Origin of the sequence: Pseudonocardia sp. WMMC193 (genome assembly GCF_021728735.1) — a bacterium.
Taxonomy (GTDB): domain Bacteria; phylum Actinomycetota; class Actinomycetes; order Mycobacteriales; family Pseudonocardiaceae; genus Pseudonocardia; species Pseudonocardia oroxyli.
The window spans coordinates 3,222,250-3,237,861 of the sequence record NZ_JAKKDO010000003.1; the positions used below are offsets into that span (position 1 = coordinate 3,222,250).

The 15,612-nt window shown below is 73.6% G+C and carries 17 protein-coding genes; 6 read left to right on the forward strand and 11 right to left on the reverse strand.

Features of this window, described 5'->3' with window-relative positions:
- Positions 1-55 precede the first annotated feature (55 nt).
- The 4 genes from L3X23_RS16700 (at position 56) to L3X23_RS16715 (ending at position 3,872) form a co-directional block, all read left to right on the forward strand.
- Positions 56-1,081: a 6-phosphofructokinase gene (locus tag L3X23_RS16700; RefSeq protein ID WP_237193058.1), complete on the forward strand. Its 1,026-nt coding sequence runs from the start codon at positions 56-58 to the stop codon at positions 1,079-1,081.
- 95 nt (positions 1,082-1,176) lie between these two features.
- Entirely contained in the window at positions 1,177-1,542 is a 366-nt protein-coding gene (locus L3X23_RS16705) for a hypothetical protein (RefSeq protein ID WP_237193059.1), read from the forward strand.
- A gap of 118 nt (positions 1,543-1,660) precedes the next feature.
- Positions 1,661-2,599 (forward strand): helix-turn-helix domain-containing protein, encoded by a 939-nt coding sequence (locus L3X23_RS16710; protein ID WP_237193060.1) that lies wholly within the window; start codon positions 1,661-1,663, stop codon positions 2,597-2,599.
- Between the two features lie 37 nt (positions 2,600-2,636).
- Positions 2,637-3,872 carry an acyl-CoA dehydrogenase family protein gene (locus tag L3X23_RS16715; protein WP_237193061.1) on the forward strand — a complete coding sequence of 412 codons (1,236 nt, stop codon included), beginning with the start codon at positions 2,637-2,639 and terminating at the stop codon, positions 3,870-3,872.
- A gap of 60 nt (positions 3,873-3,932) precedes the next feature.
- Here L3X23_RS16715 and L3X23_RS16720 read toward each other — a convergent pair whose 3' ends face one another.
- Both L3X23_RS16720 and L3X23_RS16725 read right to left on the reverse strand, forming a co-directional pair.
- A complete protein-coding gene (locus tag L3X23_RS16720) occupies positions 3,933-4,907 on the reverse strand; it encodes an AIR synthase related protein (protein ID WP_237193062.1) in 975 nt (324 codons plus the stop codon).
- Entirely contained in the window at positions 4,900-5,487 is a 588-nt protein-coding gene (locus tag L3X23_RS16725) for a helix-turn-helix domain-containing protein (protein ID WP_237193063.1), read from the reverse strand. The genes L3X23_RS16720 and L3X23_RS16725 overlap by 8 nt, the downstream gene beginning before the upstream one ends.
- 61 nt (positions 5,488-5,548) lie before the next feature.
- On the opposite strand from L3X23_RS16725, the gene L3X23_RS16730 reads away from it, so the two are divergent.
- Complete coding sequence (locus L3X23_RS16730) at positions 5,549-6,265, forward strand: GntR family transcriptional regulator (protein ID WP_237193064.1); 717 nt, start codon at positions 5,549-5,551, stop codon at positions 6,263-6,265.
- 42 nt (positions 6,266-6,307) lie between these two features.
- On the opposite strand, the gene L3X23_RS16735 is transcribed toward L3X23_RS16730, so the two are convergent.
- From L3X23_RS16735 to L3X23_RS16760, 6 genes are all read right to left on the reverse strand, one after another.
- Positions 6,308-6,622: a glycerol dehydratase reactivase beta/small subunit family protein gene (locus L3X23_RS16735; protein ID WP_237193065.1), complete on the reverse strand. Its 315-nt coding sequence runs from the start codon at positions 6,620-6,622 to the stop codon at positions 6,308-6,310.
- Positions 6,607-8,388, reverse strand: coding sequence for a diol dehydratase reactivase subunit alpha (locus L3X23_RS16740; protein ID WP_237193066.1), 1,782 nt, complete (start codon positions 8,386-8,388; stop codon positions 6,607-6,609). Before L3X23_RS16740 ends, L3X23_RS16735 begins: the two co-directional genes overlap by 16 nt.
- On the reverse strand, positions 8,385-8,960 hold the full coding sequence (locus L3X23_RS16745; RefSeq protein WP_093082154.1) for a propanediol/glycerol family dehydratase medium subunit: 576 nt from the start codon (positions 8,958-8,960) through the stop codon (positions 8,385-8,387). The genes L3X23_RS16740 and L3X23_RS16745 overlap by 4 nt, the downstream gene beginning before the upstream one ends.
- The gene (locus L3X23_RS16750) at positions 8,960-10,654 is read right to left on the reverse strand and encodes a propanediol/glycerol family dehydratase large subunit (RefSeq protein ID WP_237193067.1); all 1,695 of its coding nucleotides are present in this window, start codon (positions 10,652-10,654) and stop codon (positions 8,960-8,962) included. Before L3X23_RS16750 ends, L3X23_RS16745 begins: the two co-directional genes overlap by 1 nt.
- Positions 10,654-11,085, reverse strand: a complete 432-nt coding sequence (locus L3X23_RS16755) for a diol dehydratase small subunit (RefSeq protein ID WP_093082163.1) — start codon at positions 11,083-11,085, stop codon at positions 10,654-10,656. Before L3X23_RS16755 ends, L3X23_RS16750 begins: the two co-directional genes overlap by 1 nt.
- 133 nt (positions 11,086-11,218) lie before the next feature.
- The gene (locus L3X23_RS16760; RefSeq protein ID WP_093082167.1) at positions 11,219-11,974 is read right to left on the reverse strand and encodes an MIP/aquaporin family protein; all 756 of its coding nucleotides are present in this window, start codon (positions 11,972-11,974) and stop codon (positions 11,219-11,221) included.
- A 187-nt stretch (positions 11,975-12,161) separates the two neighbouring features.
- Here L3X23_RS16760 and L3X23_RS16765 point away from each other — a divergent pair, with 187 nt between their 5' ends.
- Positions 12,162-12,581 carry a heme-binding protein gene (locus L3X23_RS16765; protein WP_237193068.1) on the forward strand — a complete coding sequence of 140 codons (420 nt, stop codon included), beginning with the start codon at positions 12,162-12,164 and terminating at the stop codon, positions 12,579-12,581.
- A gap of 87 nt (positions 12,582-12,668) precedes the next feature.
- Here L3X23_RS16765 and L3X23_RS16770 read toward each other — a convergent pair whose 3' ends face one another.
- Genes L3X23_RS16770 through L3X23_RS16780 form a run of 3 tightly spaced genes read right to left on the reverse strand, consistent with a single transcriptional unit; the run spans position 12,669 to position 15,594 of the window.
- Entirely contained in the window at positions 12,669-14,000 is a 1,332-nt protein-coding gene (locus L3X23_RS16770) for an aldehyde dehydrogenase (NADP(+)) (protein WP_237193069.1), read from the reverse strand.
- Between the two features lie 9 nt (positions 14,001-14,009).
- Positions 14,010-14,681, reverse strand: coding sequence for a GntR family transcriptional regulator (locus L3X23_RS16775; protein ID WP_237193070.1), 672 nt, complete (start codon positions 14,679-14,681; stop codon positions 14,010-14,012).
- A gap of 22 nt (positions 14,682-14,703) precedes the next feature.
- On the reverse strand, positions 14,704-15,594 hold the full coding sequence (locus L3X23_RS16780) for a dihydrodipicolinate synthase family protein (protein WP_093082187.1): 891 nt from the start codon (positions 15,592-15,594) through the stop codon (positions 14,704-14,706).
- Positions 15,595-15,612 lie beyond the last annotated feature (18 nt).

The window sequence follows — 15,612 nt, forward strand, 5'->3', positions numbered from 1 at the left end:
CAGTGTGACGGCGGTAACATCCAGGTCTTCTGCATCGATGGAGATGGAGGCGCGGATGCGAGTCGGGGTCCTGACCGGTGGCGGCGACTGCCCGGGTCTGAACGCGGTGCTTCGGGCGATCGTCCGCAAGGGGGTGCCCGCCTTCGGGCACGAGTTCGTCGGGTTCCGGGACGGGTGGCGCGGGGTCCTGGAGGCGGACGTCCGGCCGCTCGACATCCCCGACGTCCGCGGCCTGCTCCCGCGCGGCGGCACCGTCCTGGGCTCTTCCCGGACCAACCCGTTCGCGACGGACGACGGCGTGCAGCGGATCCGGCGCAGCCTCGACGACCTGCGGGTGGACGCGTTGATCGCGATCGGCGGCGAGGACACCCTCGGCGTCGCGGCCCGGCTGCACGACGAGGGGCTGCGCGTCGTCGGCGTGCCGAAGACGATCGACAACGACCTGGGCGGCACGGACTACACGTTCGGCTTCGACACCGCGGTGTCCATCGCGACCGAGGCCATCGACCGGCTGCACACCACCGCCGAGTCGCACCACCGGGTGCTGATCGTCGAGGTCATGGGCAGGCACGCGGGCTGGATCGCGCTGCACGCCGGGATGGCGGGCGGGGCGAACGCCATCCTGGTCCCCGAGCAGCGGTTCTCCGTGGAGCGGGTGCTCGGATGGGTGGAGAGCCGCTTCCGGGACCGGTACGCCTCGATCATCGTGGTGTCGGAGGGCGCGATGCCCGAGGGCGGCGCCGAGGTGTTGCAGAGCGGCCGGAAGGACGCGTTCGGGCACGCCCGGCTCGGCGGCGTCGGCGACTGGCTGGCGCAGCAGATCGAGTCGCGGTCGGGGCGCGAGGCCCGGACCACCGTGCTGGGCCACGTGCAGCGCGGCGGCACGCCGACGGCGCGCGACCGCTGGCTGGCCACCCGGTTCGGGCTGCACGCGATCGACGCCGTGCAGGCGGGCGAGTGGGGCACGATGACCGCCCTGCGCGGCACGGACATCGTCACGGTGCCGCTGCTGGAGGCGACCAAGGCGCTCAAGACCGTCGACCCGGCGCTCTACGCCGAGGCCGAGGTGTTCTTCGGCTAGAAACACGTCGTAGTCCGGATGTAACCGGTCGGACATCATTCACGCCGGATGGCGGCCTAGAAAGGAGCCACGCACCCGCCGAATGGAGGTCGACCGTGGAGCTGACCCGACTCGCGTGTCCCGCCGAGTGCCGGGGCGACCGTGCCCGGCGGGCCCACCACGACCGCCTGCTGGCCGTCGAGACGGACCCGGACGCCGTCGTCGAGCTGTTCGAGACCGCCGTGACCTGGGCGGAGCTGGAGTACCCCGCCGAGTCGACGATCCCACCCGCGCAGTGGGTGGAGTTCGCCGAGAAGCACCGCTGGCAGGACCCCGACCGCGCGCTGCGGATCTTCCTGCTCGCCGCGGACATCGCCCGACGCGGCGCCCGCACCCCGGTGCAGCCGCACGCCCGCGCGGTCGGTGACGGCGTGTGCCCCACCCTGGTCCCCGCCCCGCGCCACCTCCGCCTCGCCGAGTAGCGGCTCCGCCGCCCGTGCGTGGGAAGTGGTGCCAGAGCACCACTTACCACGCACGACCTCGGTACGGGCTTGTCCGGCGGTGCTTCCTGGAGCATCCTCGACGGATCTCGGAGGTGCGATGACGGTCTGGGACACCCGCAGCCACCCCGCGCGGGAGCAGTTCGCGGTCTGGCACGAGGTGATCTGCCAGGCCTTCGTCCCGCTGCGGCCGACGCGCACGGCGGCCGAGCCGGGCTTCGCGGCCAGCGTCGAGACCCGGGCGCTCGGCGGGGTCAACCGGGCCCGGATCGAGTCCCGGCCGCAGCTCACCGACCACGGCCCGCGCGAGGTCGGCGGCTCCACCGGGGCGTACCTGTTCGTGAACCTGCAGCTCGCGGGCTCCTGCCGGGTGCGGACGGCGGCGGGGGACGCGGTCGTCGAGCCCGGCCGGTTCGTGCTGCTGGACACCACCGAGCCCTACTACCTGCGGTTCGACGAGCCGTGGCGAATGCTGTCGTTCCGGGTCCCGCACGCCCACCTCGGCGGACGGCCCGACTCCCCCGCCCTCGGCCGCGCGCTCGACGGGCGGGCGGGCACCGGGCGGGTCGTGACCGCGCTGATGGACGCGTTGTGGGGGCTGGAGGACACCGCCCCCGCCGACCTGGAGCAGTCCTTCGCCTCGGCGGTCGGTGCCGTCCTCGGCGGTCCCGCCCCCACCGCCGCGGACCTGCGCGCGGCGGTGCTGCGGCACGTGACCGCGCACCTCGGTGACCCCGGATTGTCGGTCGCCTCGGTCTGCAGGCGGTTCGCGATCGCGCCGCGCACCCTGCACGCCGCCTTCGAGGGCCATCCCCTGACCTTCGCCGCCACGGTGCGGGAGCTGCGGCTGGAACGGTGCGCGCGGGCGTTGGCCGACCCGGCCGAGCGCGGGACGGTCACCGCGATCGCCACCCGCCACGGCTACCCGGACCCGGCCGCGTTCAGCCGGGCCTTCCGCCGCCGCTACGGCGTCGCGCCCCGGGAGCTGCGCGAACGGCACAGGAACGCCGCACCCGAGGCCAAGACCACGTCCGGCTGAACGGACGAGGCTCGGGGCAGCCCAGCGAGGAGGCCCCGTGTCCGTGTCGTTCACCCTGTCCCCGGAACAGCAGCAGCTCAAGGCGGTCGCCCGGGCGTTCGCCGAGGAGCATCTGCGCGATCTCGCCGCCGCCGTGCGCGCCGAACCGGACCCGCTGCGCCGGGCCCTGCTGGCCCGGCCGGTGATGGAGAAGGCGGTCGGGATGGGCTTCCTCAAGGGCCTGATCCCGGTGCCGTTCGGCGGCGCGGCGGGCAGCGGGGTGGACGCCGCGATCCTGATCGAGGAGTGGGCGACGCACAGCCCCGACTTCGTGATCTCGCTGGCCGGCCCGCTGATCGCGCTCGCCCCGGTCTACGAGGCGGGCACCCCGGAGCAGATCCGCCGGTTCGTCGCGCCGTTCCTGGCCGACTCCGGCGCCCCGGTCGCGGCGATGGCCTACTCCGAGCCCGGCGGCAGCGCGAACTTCGCGGCGCCCGCGCCTGCGGAGGGCACCCGCACCACCGCGGTCCCCGACGGCGACCACTGGGTGATCAACGGCGCCAAGCAGTGGGCCTCGCACCTGCCCGGCTGGGACGGCGACGGGCCGGACCTCATGACGATCGTCTGCCGCACCCCGGGCGGGGTCTCCCTGCTCGTCGCGGAGCGGGCCCAGCTCGCCGGGCACGTCGAGGTGGAGGAGTACCTCGACCTGCCGGGCCTGCGCGGCTGCCTCACCGCGCGGATCCGGCTGCGCGACGTCCGCGTGCCCCGCGCGAACCTGCTCGGCGCGGAGGGCGACGGGGCCCGGCTCACGCTGAACGCCTTCACCGGCAGTGGGGCGTCCATCGGCACCTTCGCGACGGCGGCGATGCGGCGGGCCTTCGACGTCGCGTTCCGGTTCGCCACCACCGAGCGCCGCGGCGGTGCCGAACCGATCATCGCCCACCAGGCGGTGTCGGACGTCCTCGCCGACGCGAAGGGCCGCATCGAGGCGGTCCGCCTGCTGTCCTGGCGGGCGCTCGACGCGGCACTCTCCGGTGACCCGAACGGGCTCGAGCTGGCGTTGCACGTCAAGGTGTTCGGCTCCGAGACCGCGGTCGACGTGATCAACGACCTGGTCAAGATCGTGGGGGTGAGCGCCTACGACACCGCGTTCCCGCTGGTCGACGCCCTGCACGAGGCGCTGGCCTACCCGGTGATCGAGGGCAGCAACACCGGCGTGCGGCGCCGCCAGCTCCAGACGCTGCTCCGCGACCCCGCCTACGACCCCCTCGCCGCCTCCGGCCTCACCTAGCCGTGCGTGGTAAGTGGTGCCAGAGCACCACTTACCACGCACGAGCGCCGGAGGCGCAGGTCAGCGGGGCAGGCCGGTGATCGGCGTGGTGCGCAGGTCCAGGACCTCGACCCGCTCCTCGCCCCAGCTCAGGGCCAGGCTCCCGCTCGGGTCCAGGGTGCCGACCACCGCCGCCGCCAGGTCGCGCTCGGCGAACGCGGCCAGGCACTCCGGTTCCCGACCCGCGGGCACGCACAGCAGGAAGCCGAAGCTCGGGAAGCAGTTGAACCAGCGGACCAGCGGCACCCCCGCGGGCGCGGGCACCGCCGGCACGTCGACCGTCACCCCGAGCGCACCCGGCTCCAGCAGCATCGCCAGCGACCCCACGAGCCCGGCCATGCTGATGTCCTTGGCCGCCACCACGATCCCGGCCTCGGCCAGGGCGCCCAGCAGCCGGACGTCTCCCGCGCTGCGCCGCCCCCGCGACTCGAAGGCCGGGAAGAAGGGGAAGTCCTCACGCATCCGCCCGTCGAGCGCCGCCGCGACGACCAGCGACTGCCCGGGGGCCGCGCGGGTGACCGACAGCGGCGCCGCCGACCGCCCGACGGCGAACGCGGAGATGGACGGCTGGCCGTCGTGCAGGGTGAAGTGCCCGCCGACGATCGGGACGTCGTAGAGCTCGGCGGCCTCCCGCATGCCGGCGAAGGCCTTGCGTGCCAGGGGTTCCGAGGCGACCACGGTGTCCACGATCCCCAGCGGGACCCCACCCATCGCGGCCACGTCGTTGACGTTGGCGAGCACCGCGGCGAACCCGGCGCCGTGCGGGTCGGCGGCCACGAACGGCGGGAACAGGGCCTCCCCGCAGGCGATGATCCCGTCCCCGACCACCGCGCCGTCGTCTCCCGGTCCGCCCTGCCAGTCGGTGCCCCCCAGCACCTCCCCGACGAGCGCGATCTCGGCCTTCGCCGCGAGCCCGGGGTTGGCGAGGCAGGCGGCGGCGATCTCGGCGAGGGACTCAGAGGTGGAGCCTGCGGAACCGGCCGTCGACTCAGCCACGCAGCACCACCCAGGTCGCGCGCACCGGGCCGTCGCCCCGGTTGTGCCAGGAATGGCCCCGGTCGGTCGGATAGTGCACGGTGTCCCCCGCCTCCACCTCGTAGGTCTCCCCCGCGACCTCCACGGTCAGCGTGCCCTCGTGCACCAGCACGAGCTCCTCGCCGGGTCGCCGGGGTCGGGTGTCGCCGCTCTGCCCGCCGGGCTCGACGGTCACCTCGACCGCGGTGGCGTGCAACGCGTCCGACGCCGTCGCCCGCCCCTCGACCCGGATCCCGAGCGCCGCGGGCGCCCAGTCCCCCGGCGGCGGCAACCGCTGGCCGGCCTTGACCAGGACGGCGGCGGGCGGTTCGGACCCGCTGTCGTCGACGAACGCCGACACGGGCTGCCCCAGAGCGCCCGCAAGCTTGAGCAACGTCGTGATCGTGGGCACCATGTCCCCACGTTCGACCTTGTGCACGGCCGCCGCGGAGACGTCGGCGCGGGCCGCGAGCTGCTGGAGGGACAGACCCAACCGGCTGCGGGCGGCGCGCACCTTCGGCCCGATCGCGTCGACGATCGGCTCCCAGGACGGCGTGCTCACGTTGACAATCCTAGACGGCGTCCACCTATGGTGAACACCTGACGAGCAGAGGAGTGCCCCGGTGGCCGGCACGTACCGACCCTCCCGGCCGCCGTCGGTCTTCGCGCGTCGGCTCGGCCGCGCGCGCAGCGGGACCGAGGGCGTCCTGGACGAGCTGCGCGGGGTCATCCTCTCCGGCGAGGCGGCACCGGGCGTGCCGATCCCACTCGACGAGATCGCCCAGGCCCTCGGCGTCAGCCAGATCCCGGTGCGCGAGGCCCTCAAGACGCTGATCGGCGAGGGCCTGGTCGACCACCGGCCGCGCGGCGGGTACACCGTCGCGCGGATCACGGTCGCCGAGCTGGCCGAGCTGTACGTGGTGCGGGGCACCCTCGAGCAGGCCGCCCTGGCCGCCGCGCTCCCGCTCGCCTCGGCCGCCGACCACGCCGAGGCCCGCACGGCGCACGAGGCCCTCGACGACGCGCTCGCGCGCGGGGACATGGCCGCCTACCACCGGGCGTCGCGCCGCTTCCACCTCGCCCTCGTCGCGCCGGCCCGGATGCACCGCCTGCAGCGCATGCTCGAGTCCGCGTGGAACATCACCGAGCCCTACCGCCCCATGTCCCAGCTCTCCGACGCGGGCCGCGCGGGCCTGCACGCCGATCACGCGGCCATGCTCGCCGCCTTCGTGTCCGGCGACGCCGAGGCGCTGCTGCGCGAGGCGATCGAGCACCACGAGGACCTCCGCCGGGCCGTCGCGGCGCTCCCGTCGGACCCCGCCCTCTTCGCCGACCCCTGACCACCCGTGAGTGGTAAGTGGTGCTCTGGCACCACTTACCACTCACAGGTCGCGGAGCGGCAGGACCTTCACGATGCGCGCGGCGGTGCGGCCCGCGCGTCTGCCGTCCCCGGTGACCTCGGCCGGGTGGTCGCGGGGCAGGCTCGCGTGGTGGACGACGATCTCGTCGCCCTCGATCCCGATGCCCACCTCCAGTGCCGACGCGAGCGCGGCCCGGTGGGCCGAGGTGGTCGCGTCTCCCGTCCCGGGTTCCACGGTCACCGGGACGCCCTCCTCCTCGGCCCCCGCGCAGACCTCGCGCAGCAGCGGGCCCGCGCCGCGGATCACGATCGCGGGCGGCTCTACCGACGCGACCATGCGTCCACCAGGCCGCTCGCCACGGCGTTGCGGGGGCCCTCGGTGCCGTGCACGTTGCCGATGCCGCAGACGATGCCGTGCGGGGCGAGGGCGTCGGCGATCAGCTCGGGGATCTCGAAGTCCAGCGCGGACCCTCCGAGCAGCACCACGAACTCGAGCAGCCGCAGCGACCCGCCCGGCGCGACCTGGCGCAGCGCCCGCACCGCGTTGACCGCGAACACCTTGCGCTTGGCCTCCCGGCGCACCCGCCGGACGTGGTCGACGGTGTGCCGGGTCCGGACCGGCGCGGGTCCCTCCGGCCCCATCGTGACCACCCGCGCGAACACGTGCGAGGGCAGCGGTTCGCGGAAGAACTGCACCGTGCCGTCCTCGTGCCGCACGTGGAAGAAGCTCTCCGCCTTGGCCAGCGGGTGGCGCTTGACGGCCTCGGCCTGCTCCCGGTCGTCGAGGGCCAGCTCGGAGTCGATCAGCTTCGTGACCAGCTCGCCCGCGCCCGCGACGTGCACCGCCGCGGAGCCCTCGTGGGTCAGCAGCGCCGCGTCGGTGGAGCCCCCACCCAGGTCGAGCACGGCGATCGGGACGGCGGTGCCGGGCGTGGTGAGCGCGCCGCGCACCGCCATCTCGCCCTCGACGCCGCCGATCTCCGCACGGCAGCCGAGCGCGGCCGCGACCTGGTCCGCCACGACCTGCATGCGCGAGCGGGAGGTGCGGACCATGGCGGCGAGCGCCACCGCCCGCTCCGGCGCGATCTCCCCCGCCAACCCGCCGCGCACCTCGTGCGGGACGGTGGTGTCCACGGCGAGGACGTCCCGGATCCGGATCTCGTTCGCGGGCTGCCCCGTCACGTCCGTCATCGTGTCCCTGACCTGCGCCAACATCCCGCCGACGTGGGTGCCCGGCTCGCCGGTCGCGTCGTCGAGGGGCTGAACCCGGGACAGGACGGACATGATCTCGTCCGCGCCCGCGTCGACGTCGACCCGCTGGGTCTTGCCCGCGCCGGTCAGGGTCAGCGTGCCGACGGGGATCCGGCGGTCGGTCACGTCCCCGCTCGGTGTCCGGACGACGACGGCGGACCGGTTGCCCGTCAACGCCCGCGCCACCGGGGAGACCTGCCGGGTCTGCTCGGGGTCGAGGCCGAACACCGAGGCCAGCCCGTAGGCGTCGGACAGGGTGCGGATGGTGCGCCCGGGCGGCGCGACCTCGACGGCCGCGAGCATGCCCAGGGGCACCTTCTCCACCGCCCCGACCTCGTCGACCACGGGGATCGGCGTGGCCAGCCGGTTGCAGACGAGCACGGCGTCGTCGTGGGCGAGGACGGCCGCGACCACCTGCGCGGACGAGGAGTTGATCTCGTGCGCCACGTCGTCGAAGTCCCAGCCCGCCGGGACGACCACGATGCAGGGCCCCGACGCGGAGGCCAGCGCCTCGATCGCCACCGTGGTGCCGACCCCGATGCCCTCGCCGCCGGGCGTCGCCGGGTTGTGGCCGATCATCGTGGACTCGGTGATGATCGTCTCGGAGATCGTCTCCATGGCCAGCCCGGAGATCACCGGGGTGGCCTCGTTGAGCAGCACCAGGTCCGGGGTGCGGCCGTCCAGCGCGCGGCGCACGGCCGCCACCGCGCCCTGGGTGTTGTCCGGGGTGCCCTTCACCCCGGTGGTACGGGTCAGCGCGGTCCCCAGGTACTCGACCCGGCCCTCCCCCACCGAGGCCACGCAGGCCTCGGTGGTGGAGTTGCCGATGTCGACGCCGACGACCAGGGTCATGCCCGCGAGACGACCGGCTCGACCTCGACCGGCTTGCGCCCCGCCACGATGCACTCGTACTCCTTGAGGTGCAGCAACGCGGCCTTGGCCTGCCAGCGCGGCCGGGCCATCTGGTCGTTGCGGGTGGGGACCGGCGCGGGCGACTCGCCCTTGGCGTACTGGGCGGCGTTGGACCCGATGCGCCGGAACACCTCCGCGTCCAGCAGCGGGGACTGCGGGAACAGCTCCAGGTTGGACAGCCGCGGCAGGTCCCGCTGGTGGATCATCGCCGTGCCGCGGGAGAGCAGCCCGATGGAGATGCCGGAGCCGGACAGCCGGGCCCCGGTGTGCGCGACGGCCGCGAGGTCCGCGGTGTCCCACACCTTCACCATCCGCGCCGCCACCCCCTGCTCCTCGATGCCGGCCAGGATCTGCCGGACCACCTCGGCGTGCGGGACGTCCACGATCGTCTTGGAGAAGTAGTCCCCGAACGCGGGCGAGACGGCGACGACCACCTCGTCGGGCCGCGAGCCCCGCTGCGCGGGGCCGATCTCCTTCAGCGACAACGTGCGCTGGACTGCGGGCGCGGTCATCACGACACCTCCGTCTCGGGGTTCTCGGCGCTGGTGACGTGGCGCAGCTTCTTGAGCTGCTCCCACCGCTCGCCCTGGAGGCGGTACCCGGAGCCGGGGCCGCCGTAGTCGTTGGCGTCGTTGATCGCGGACCGGGGGACGAAGTCGTCGTCGAGGATGGCCGCGGTCTGCAGCAGGTCGCCGGAGACGCGCTGGCGCAGCACGGTCAGCAGGTTCTCGGCGACGTCGTGGAACCCGGTGCGCTCCAAGGCCTTCACCAGGTCGAGCCCCGTGACGCCCCGGTCCATGACCGACTGGGCGCCCTTGAGGTCCTCGAGGACGTCCCGGTCCGGGTAGTCACCGGAGCCGTGGGCGTAGACGGCGGCCTCGACCTCGGCGTCGGTGATCGCGGGCAGGTCGAGCTCGGCGAACACGGCCTGCAGCGCGCGGGCCGCCTTCTCCCGGGCCTGCAGGATCTCCGGCTCGCGGACGTGCCGGAGGCCCCCGTCGACCTGGAGGTCCCGCTGGATGGTGTTCCAGTCGTCGTAGTCCTCGACGTCGAAGTTGGAGCCCGCGAACATGTTGTCCGCGTTGGGCACCCCCGAGAAGCCGGAGCACACGAAGTCGGTGCCGGGCAGCAGCTGCGGCAGGGCGCGGCTGACCCGGCGCATCGACGAGTGCGAGAAGGACTGGTCGTTGCCCGAGGCGCACTCCAGGTCCATCCAGGAGGCGATCAGGTTCTCCGCCGCCACGGCCCGGATGCCGCCGGGCACCGCACCGGGGACGCCGATGCAGGAGATCGAGCCGTTCTGCAGACCCTGCACGCCCGCGCCGCGGGCCATCAGGATGCAGCGGATCTCCAGGTACAGCATGGAGCGGCCCTCGGCGTTGCCCATCTGCACCTCCGACCCGGTGCCCGAGGTGAACCGCATCTTGATCCCGCGCGAGGCGTACGCGCTGGCCAGGAAGGCCTTGGACCAGGGCGTGTCGTCCCCGTCGACGAACACCGACTCGGTGCCGTAGACCGAGATCGTCTCGGCGTAGGCGGTGATGCCGCGCATGCCGAGCTCGAGCTCGGTGGCCTCCTCCAGCGCGCACTGGGTGAGCACGCCGCCCCGCCCGACCTGGCCGCCGACCTGCAGCGCGATCGCCACCAGCGGTGCGTAGCGCACCACGCCGAGCGTGGTCTCCAGCTCGGCGAAGCCGCGCAGCGCACCCTCGGCCGCGTCGGCCGCGACCTGGATCGGGTTGTCCTTCGCGCTGGTGGAGTGCGCCTGGTTGGCGGGCGTGCGGCGGGACCGCATCTTCTGCATCGCCATCATGATCTCGACGACGTTCATCAGCTTGACGACGTCGAGGATCTTCGCCGGGGTGAGCCCGCGGCCGATCCGGATGAGCTCGTCCCGCGAGGCGCCGGGATCGACCAGGGCCCGCGCGATCTCGACGGACGGGATCGCGGTGACCTCCTCGGCCGTGTCCACGTCGATCGCGTGGTCGGCGATGAAGGTGTCCATGAAGTCGAAGTCCGCGCGGGCGCGGCCGTCGAGCTCGACGATCCGGCCGTCCTCGACGCGGACCGACGGCGCGGGGTCGAAGTCCGACTCCATCGCGACGAGGCCCTTCTCGGGCCACTCCTCGACGAACCCGTCGAGGTTGACCGGCCGGTCCTCCAGGATGTCCGTGCGCTTCGAGCGGCGGTTCTCCGTCGTCGTCATCAGCCCTCCTCACGGGCGAGCAGGTCACGCCGCTCGTAGACCTCGGCGGCCTCGCGGACCAGCGCCCCGCACACCGTCGCGCCGTACTTGCTCTCCAGGTTGTCGGCGATCTCCAGGAGCTTCGCCTTGCTCGACGCCCGCGGACGCAGCGCGTTGTACATGGCCAGGACCTCGGCGTCGGGCACGGCGGTCAGCTCCGCGGCCCGGCGGAAGTTCTGGGCGAGCTGGCGCCGGTGCACCGACTCGGCCAGCGTCGCCTGCAGCTGCAGCGTCTCGGGGGTGATCCGCAGGTCCTCGGCGGTGATCTCCCCGGAGACGACGGCGTCCATCGTCAGCGCGGTGATCGGCTTGCCCGTGGGGGTGCGGAGCAGGTCCTGGCGGTTGACCGAGAGCGGGTAGTCGGCCGGACCGAGGTCGGGGGCTGTACTCACGCCTGACACCTCTCGTCGTCGTCGAACGTTCGGTAGGGAGACCGTCGCAGCGTTCCCGTTGCACGACCGTTGCGCACCTGCGCAGGTACGCGAAACCCTCCAGCCCCGAACGGCCCCTGCCCGACCGGGCAGGTCACGACACTCCCAGGGCGAGCAGGCCCGCGAGCACCGCGCCGACGACCGGGCCCACGACGGGCACCCAGGAGTAGCCCCACTCGGGGCTGCCCTTGCCCTTGATCGGCAGCACCGCGTAGGCGATCCGCGGGCCGAGGTCGCGGGCCGGGTTGATCGCGTAGCCGGTCGGCCCGCCGAGCGAGCACCCGATGCCGATCACCACGAAGGCGACCGCCGCGTACCCGAGTGCGCCGTTGCCGAACTGCGGGACGCCCGAGCCGTCCGGGGCCTGCGCGGCCGGATTGGACAGGATCCAGAACACGAGCACGAACGTCGCGACGACCTCGGTCACCACGTTCCAGGCGGAACGGGCGACGACCGGGCCGGTGCAGAAGATCCCGCGGGTGTCCCGGTTGGCCTCGGGATCGTCCTCGTAGTTCTTGTCGAAGTTCGCCTTGTACGCCAACCAGCCCAGGCAGGCGCCCACGAACGCACCCACGAACTGGCCGATGAGGTAGAAGGGCACCATGCCCCACTCGGTGGCGCCCGCGACCGCGAGCCCGATGGTCACCGCCGGGTTGAGGTGCGCCCCGGAGGGCTCGGCGATGCTCGCGCCCGCGAACACCGCGAAACCCCACCCGAAGGTGATCATCAGCCATCCGCCGCCGGTGCCGAGCGTGGGTCGCAGCACCACGTTCGCCACCACCCCGCTGCCGAGCAGGATGAGCACGGCGGTGCCCAAGCCCTCGTAGAGCACGATCGATCCTGCGGTCATGCCGTTCTCCCTCGGTCCGACGACGTCGTCGGAACCGCACGATCCACAGTGCTCCCGCCCGCGGGCAAGGGTGGGCCGGGCGAGACTCACGGGAGAGTGAGGTCGGACCTGACCGAAGGCGGAGCTGCGGTCAACGGTCCCCGTCCGGTTGGGTGGAGGGACCGGCACTTCACGGCAGGAGGACCCGATGAGTGGACTGACGCTCGCCGAGGCGCAGAAGGCCCTCGCGGCAGGACTGAAGAAGGCGGAGGCGATCGGGCAGCCGATGAACGTCGCCGTGGTCGACGCGGGCGGGCACCTGCTCGCCTTCGCCCGCCAGGACGGCGCGATCCGGGCGAGCATCGACATCTCGCAGCGCAAGGCGGTGACGTCGATCCTGATGGCCGCCCCGACGGGCGCCCTGACCCCCCTCGTCCAGCCCGGCGCCGAGCTGTACGGCCTGGAGCAGCTGGCGGGCGGGCTCGTCATCTTCGGCGGCGGCATCCCGATCGAGCGCGACGGCGAGATCGTCGGCGCGGTGGGGGTGAGCGCGGGCAGCGTGGAGCAGGACACCCAGGTGGCGGAGGCGGCCGTGGCGGCGGTGACCCGCAAGCCCCGCACCCGCTGAGCCGTGAGCGGCGGCCGGGGGGCGGCAGCCGCCGGAGGCGGCGGGGTGGGCGAGCGGAGTCGCCAGAGCGACCATCGCCGCTCACGGTCAGTGGAGCTCGCTGGGGAGCAGGTCGGCGGGGATGTTCTGGTAGGCCACGGGGCGGAGCCAGCGGGCCGCGGCCGCGGTGCCGACGGACGTCGTCAGCGGCGCGGTGCTCGCCGGGTACGGCCCGCCGTGCTGTTGCGCGTCGCTGACCGTGACGCCGGTGGGCCACTGGTTCCAGATCACCCGGCCGACGTGTTCGGCCAGGCGAGCCAGGATCTCCGGGGCGTCCGGGTCCGCCGGAGCCCCCTGCACGGTGCCGGTGAGCTGCCCCTCCAGCGCGTCCAGCACCTCGAGGGCCTCGGCCGGGGAGGTGTACTCCACGATCAGCGCGGCGGGTCCGAAGACCTCCAGCTCCAGCAGCTTCGGCTCGGCCAGGACCTCCGCCGCGGACGCCCGGAACAGCACCGGGCCGCCGTCCAGCTCGCCGCGCGCGACCTTGGCGGACTCGGCCAGCTCGGCCGCCGCGGACCGGTAGCCCGCCTCGATCCGGTCGTTGAGCATCGCGTGCGCGGACAGCTCCGGGACGGCGGCGAGGAAGCCGTCCGCGTCCGGCACCAGGACCACGCCGGGGTTGGTGCAGAACTGGCCCGCGCCGAGGGTCACCGAGCCGGCGAAGCCCTCCGCGATCTCCGCCGACCGCGCCGCCCAGCCCGCGGGCGTGACGACGACCGGGTTGGTGGAGCCGAGCTCGCCGTAGAAGGGGATGGGGTCCGGGCGCCGCGCCGCGAGGTCGAACAGCGCCCGGCCACCGCGCGTCGAGCCGGTGAAGCCGACGGCCTTGATCCGCGGGTCCTGCACCGCGGCGGCCCCTTCCGCCTCCCCCTCGATCAGGGCGAACACGCCCTCGGGGAAGTGTGGCGCGACCAGCGCGGCGGTCCGCCGGGACAGCTCCGGGTGGCCCGGGTGGGCCTTGACGACGACCGGGCAGCCCGCGGCCAGCGCGGAGACCGTGTCCCCGCCGAACACCGAGAAGGCGAACGGGAAGTTGCTCGCCGCGAACACCAGCACCGGGCCGATCGGGACCTGGGTGCGCCGGATGTCCGGGCGCGGGCCCATGCCCCACTCCGGGTCCGCCTCGTCCACCCGCACGTCCAGTAGGACACCCTGCTCCAGCCGCTCGGCGAACAGCCGGGCCTGGAACGTGGTGCGGGTCAGCTCACCGCTCAGCCGTCCCTCCGCCAGGTGGGTCTCGGCCATCGCGAGCGGGATGAGCTCGGCCGCGGCGGCGTCCAGCGCGTTCGCGGCGGCGCGCAGCATCGCGGCGCGCTCGGCGGGGGTGGTGCGTCCGTACGCGCGCGCGGCGGCGGCCGCGCCCGCGAGGGCCTTCTCCATGACAGTCCTTTACGTCGAGATCGCGTGTGAGTCCATGTCCGCGACCGTCCACTCCTCGACCTCGTCGAGGTGGACGGCGGCGGCCGCCTGCGCGGCCGCGACGTCGCGGGCCGCCATGGCGTCCAGAATCTCCAGGTGCCGCTTCGTCGAGCCCGCGGCGCGGTGCGGGCCGGTGGCCCCCAGGATCCGCAGCCAGGCGACGAACGGCTCGACCGAGCTGCGCGCCCGGACCAGCCGCTCGTTCCCGGTGGCGGCGACGATCTCGCGGTGGATGCGGAAGTCGCTGTGGAAGAACGGCTCGAAGTCGCCCTTCTCCACCGCGGCCAGCGCCTCCACCGCCTCCGCCCGCAGGTCGGCGATCTGTGCGCCGGGCATGACCGACGTGGCGAGCCCCGTCGCCACCCACTCGATGCCCTTGCGCAGCTGACAGACCTCGCGGACGTCCGCGGTGCCCGGGCGCGCGACGAAGGTGCCGGAGCGCGGGCGGGTCTCGATCAGCTGGTCGTGCTCGAGCCGGGCCAACGCGTCCCGCACCGGGGTGCGGGACACGCCGAACTCGTCCGCGACGGCCTGGGGGTCCAGTCGGGAGCCGGGCGCGAACACGCCGGTGGTGATCCGCTCGACCAGGATCGTGTAGAGCTGGTCGGCGATCGACTCGACGACGAGTGCGGTCCTAGCCACGGCGGCCCCCTGGTTCTGATACCTAGTCGATCAGGTTAGCGGCTCGCAGCGCCGTGGCGATGCGCTCCCGCTCCTCGGCCGTCGCCGGGGCGAAGGGCTTGCGGGGCAGACCGCCCTCGCGGCCCTGCAGCTGCAGGGCGGCCTTCAGCGTGGCGGGCAGGTTGGGTCCGTCGATCGCGCGCCACACGGTGAGAATGCGCTCGTGGAGCTTCAGCGCCTCCGTGTGGTCCCCGGCCTGGACCGCGTCCCACAGCTCGACCGACAGCTTCGGCGTGACGGTCGGGATCGCCGCGAGCGCACCGTGCGCGCCCATCACGAACGCCGGGTAGTGCAGGTCGTCCAGGGCGGCGAGGATGGTGAACCGGTCCCGGACCCGCAGCAGCAGGTCGGCGAGCTTGTGCGCGTCCCCGCCGGACTGCTTGACGGCGATGACCTGCGGCACGACCGAGCCCATCTTCTCGATGGTGTCCACCGGCACGAGGGCCCACGGCACCACGTTGTAGAGCACGATCGGCAGGTCGGTGGCCTCGCCGACGAGCCGGTAGTGCTCGATGGTCTCGGCCTCGGACGGGGCGAAGACGTAGTGCACGGGGGTGACCTGCAGCGCGTCCACCCCGGCCTCCTTGAGCGCCAGCGAGTAGCGGATCGCCTGCGCGGTGGAGTTCTGGATGACGCCGCCGATCACCGGCACGCGGCCGCCGACCTCGTCCACGACGACCTCGCAGATCGCCTTGCTCTCCTCCAGCGACAGGGTCTGGCCCTCGCCGGTGCTGCCGCAGGCGCAGATCGCGGTCACGCCCTGGTCGAGCAGGTACTTGACCTCGCCGCGGAGCAGCTCGAGATCGACCTGGTCGGCCTCGTCGAACGGGGTGACGACCGTGCTGATCATCCCGTGCAGTGCCAGGTCCTTCATCACGCCTCCTGAGGGGCT